General features: G+C 68.3%; 5 protein-coding genes. 2 read left to right on the forward strand and 3 right to left on the reverse strand.

Annotation, left to right across the window (positions count from 1 at the left end):
* Positions 1–23 precede the first annotated feature (23 nt).
* From GWI24_RS42475 to GWI24_RS42485, 3 genes are all read right to left on the reverse strand, one after another.
* Positions 24–389 (reverse strand): hypothetical protein, encoded by a 366-nt coding sequence (locus GWI24_RS42475; protein ID WP_210951359.1) that lies wholly within the window; start codon positions 387–389, stop codon positions 24–26.
* A gap of 14 nt (positions 390–403) precedes the next feature.
* A complete protein-coding gene (locus GWI24_RS42480) occupies positions 404–589 on the reverse strand; it encodes a hypothetical protein (protein WP_210951360.1) in 186 nt (61 codons plus the stop codon).
* Positions 590–741: 152 nt separating this feature from the next.
* Complete coding sequence (locus GWI24_RS42485; protein ID WP_210951361.1) at positions 742–1,077, reverse strand: hypothetical protein; 336 nt, start codon at positions 1,075–1,077, stop codon at positions 742–744.
* Between the two features lie 265 nt (positions 1,078–1,342).
* Between GWI24_RS42485 and GWI24_RS42490 the strand changes: the two genes are divergently transcribed.
* On the forward strand, positions 1,343–2,620 hold the full coding sequence (locus GWI24_RS42490) for a hypothetical protein (protein ID WP_210951362.1): 1,278 nt from the start codon (positions 1,343–1,345) through the stop codon (positions 2,618–2,620).
* The gene (locus tag GWI24_RS42495; RefSeq protein WP_247617654.1) at positions 2,617–3,177 is read left to right on the forward strand and encodes an N-acetyltransferase; all 561 of its coding nucleotides are present in this window, start codon (positions 2,617–2,619) and stop codon (positions 3,175–3,177) included. The genes GWI24_RS42490 and GWI24_RS42495 overlap by 4 nt, the downstream gene beginning before the upstream one ends.
* The last annotated feature ends 84 nt before the right edge of the window (positions 3,178–3,261 follow it).

Consider the following 3,261-nt stretch of genomic DNA (forward strand, 5'->3'; position numbering starts at 1 on the left):
AAGCCGCCGAGGCCTGACGCCGGTCAGTCGGCGTCCTTCTCGATCGCCTCGAAGATGTCCGCGTCCGTCTCCTGCTGCCAGCCGGGAAGATCCGGCCAGTCGGCGACGTACCCGGGCTTCGGGTCCTCGAAGTGCCGGTACATCTGCGCGGTCCAGCACGTCGCGACGAAGCGCCCCTTCTGCTCCCGCGTAAGTCGCCCCGCGTGCCCCTCGCTCACCTGAAGGAACTGCCGCACCTGCTCGTACACCGCCCCGGCAGCCGCTCGCTCCCACTGCGGAGTCTCCTCCCAGGGGGTCACATAACCCGGCTTGGGCTCCCCGGGAAAGTGCCGCCGCACCCCCGCGATCCACGCCTCTCGGAACAGCCGGGCACCCTCGGTCCGCGACATCCCTGCCCCTTTCGTCAGTTCACGCTCAGCGCCTTGATCTCGGCATCCAACTCGGCAACCCGCGCATCGCGAGCGAGGGAGCCGAAGTCCGTACGCAGGGCCTGGAGTTCCCGCGCCAGGTGGATCGCCTTGCGGGCGTAGACGACAACCTGCTCCGGGTCCTTGCGCCTGACGCCGATGGCGGCCAGATTCGCGAGCACGGCACCTCGGCGCCGAAAGGACTGGCCCTCTGCCAGGGCACCTTGCCGAAGGGCGCTCTGAAGCACCTGCTCAGCGAGGTCGAGCCGACCCAGCTGGACACCACCCGCCGATGGCACAGGACCTGGCCAGGTCCCTCCCGACTTCTCTGAGGCTACTCGCCCGTCGGCCCGGCCCGATCCGTCACTCGGTCGCCGTCCTCGTCGTGGACAGGCAGTCGCCTGCCTCTGCTCTCGGCCACCCGCAGTGCGTCGCGCAGTGCCTCACACAGCCGGTCCGCGAGGAAGCGGAGCTCTCTCGCGTCTGCCTTGTGGTCGCCCAGTAGGGCTCGGGCGTGGCCGAGGAGCTCCGTGCCCATGGACAGCTGGAGCGCCTCGATCTGGTCCGCTCGTCGGTTCAGGGGACTGTCGTCGCTGTCCGATGCCAGGTAGCACGGCCTGCCCTCTGGGTCGGACCAGGGGAGTAACCGCAGGCCGGTCATCGTGTTCATCCGGCGGCCGCCCGGAGAGGGGCGAGAACCGCTCTCACCCATTCGAGGGCATTGGTCATAAAGTGGTTCATGTTCATCAGCTCCTGTCAGCTGGTGGGCCACGCCCCCGGACGTCCCGCAACGTCGCGGGGGTCTTGAGTAAGTGCACCGCTTCGGCGGGAGCCATGGGTCTTTTGTGACCGGACGTTTGGGCGGACGTTTCCGCCTATGCCGGGCGGACGAAGTCGCTACGGTGAGGTGACGATGCGTGCGTGGGGGGAATCGGATGGCAGGCGGAACGCTCGGCAAGCTGGCATCGCTGCGCTGCGCGGCGGGATACACGCAGGTGACCTTCGTTGCCGCATTCGCCCGTGAGGCCGCCCGGCTAGGCATCGACGCCTCGGTGAGCGTCCGCCAGCTCCGGCGGTGGGAGCGCGAGTCGCCTCCGCCGTTACCGCACCCGAGCCAACAGGCCGTGTTGGAGGCGATGTTCGGTCTTCCGCTTGTCGAGATGGGATTCGATGTCCCGTCGCATCGCTATTCGACTGTCGAGAGGATCGGCGACGATGGAGAGGTGAAGCGTCGAGCGTTTGTCACGGGGTCGGGTGCGATCGCGGCGGCGGCGGTCCTCCCGAATCAGCAAGCGCCGCGTGTTGGTGCCGGTGAGGTGGCGGCGTTCCGTGCACGGCTGGCCGACCTCTACACCGTCGATCACCAGTCGGGTGGCATCCCCGCGAAGGGGCGTGCCGAGCAGCTGGAGCAGGAGATCACGCATGTGCTGAGCCGCAGCATCTATACGAGCCGAGTAGGCCGCGACTTACAGGCCGCGCTTTCCGAACTGCACAGTAATCAAGCGTGGTACGGCTACGACAGCGGGCCGATCGAGCAGGCACGTACCGCCGCCATGGAGGCGTTGACCGCCGCTCAACTCATCGATGACGGTCTCTTGCAGCTGTCCGCCCTGGAGACTCTTGTCCTGATCGACATCAAGGCGGACCGGCTGTGGGAGGCCGCGTCAGCGGTCGAGTCCGCTTATGACGTGGCCCGCAGGAGCGGCGCGGGGCCGACCGTGCATCTCGTGATCGCTCTGCGCGAGGCCAACGTGGCCACGCAGGCCAGGGACACCGCCGCTGCCCGGCGAGCACTCAGCCGCGCCCTTTCGTACCAGAGCCGCGCCGATACGGACACCGATGTGCCGCACTGGGCTCGGTTCGCCGGCCCGATTGAGATCGACTACGCCACAGCGGATATGTACGTGGCAGCTGGCGAACCGCGACGCGCCGTGCCATTTCTGCGTGCCGCCGTCGATGGTCTGGCTCGGGGCTATGCCCGCAACACGGCCTGGTATCGCTCGAAGCTCGCTTGCACACTCCTCGACGCGGGGGAGGTTGAGGAGGCGTGCGCTGAAATGGGGAGTGTGCTCGATGCCTATGACGGGATCGACTCCGGTCGGCTAACCCACCGGATGCACTCCTTCCGCAAGACCGCCATCGCTCTGAACACCGGGAAGACCCGTGACATGTCCGCTCGTATCCGCGAGGCCGCACGAGGAGGCTGTGCATGACCGGGACGATCGCCGTCGAGCGCATGGACGGCGCGGCCGCCGCGCGAGCCGAGTCGGAGTTCAGGTTTGTCTACGCCGAGGTCTTCGGGGAGGACCCGTACGAGGAGACCCCGGAGTCGGTCGACGCGAACTTCCGGCGGTTCCGTTCACAGGTCCGTAAGAAGACCTTCTCGGCCGCCTTGGCCCGCACGGGCGACGGTGAGCCGGTCGGCATCGCCTACGGCTATCCGCTGAGCCCGAGCACCGGCTGGTGGAACCGGCTCACCACACCCGTGGACGACGAGCTGCGTCGCGAGGACGGGCGGCGGACGTTCGGGCTGATGGAACTCGCCGTACGAGTCCCGTGGCGCCGTCTGGGCGTGGCACACCGGATGCACGAAGCGGTGCTCACCGACACCACGGCGGAGCGCGTACTGCTGAACGCACGGCCGGACGTCAAGGCCGCGCAGGCCGCGTACCGGTCGTGGGGGTACCGCAAGGTGGGGGAGGCCCACCCGTGGGAGGGCTCGGTGCTGCATGACGTGATGGTGCTCGACCTACGCGGATCGGGCGTGTAGTCCCGAGACGGCGGAGGTGCCCCACCCACCACCGGGCGGGGTCCGTGTCACGGAGCGGCCCCAAACCGGGCTGCGGCCTGTGCC

It is taken from the genome of Streptomyces sp. MK37H (genome assembly GCF_018035285.1).
Taxonomy (GTDB): domain Bacteria; phylum Actinomycetota; class Actinomycetes; order Streptomycetales; family Streptomycetaceae; genus Streptomyces; species Streptomyces endocoffeicus.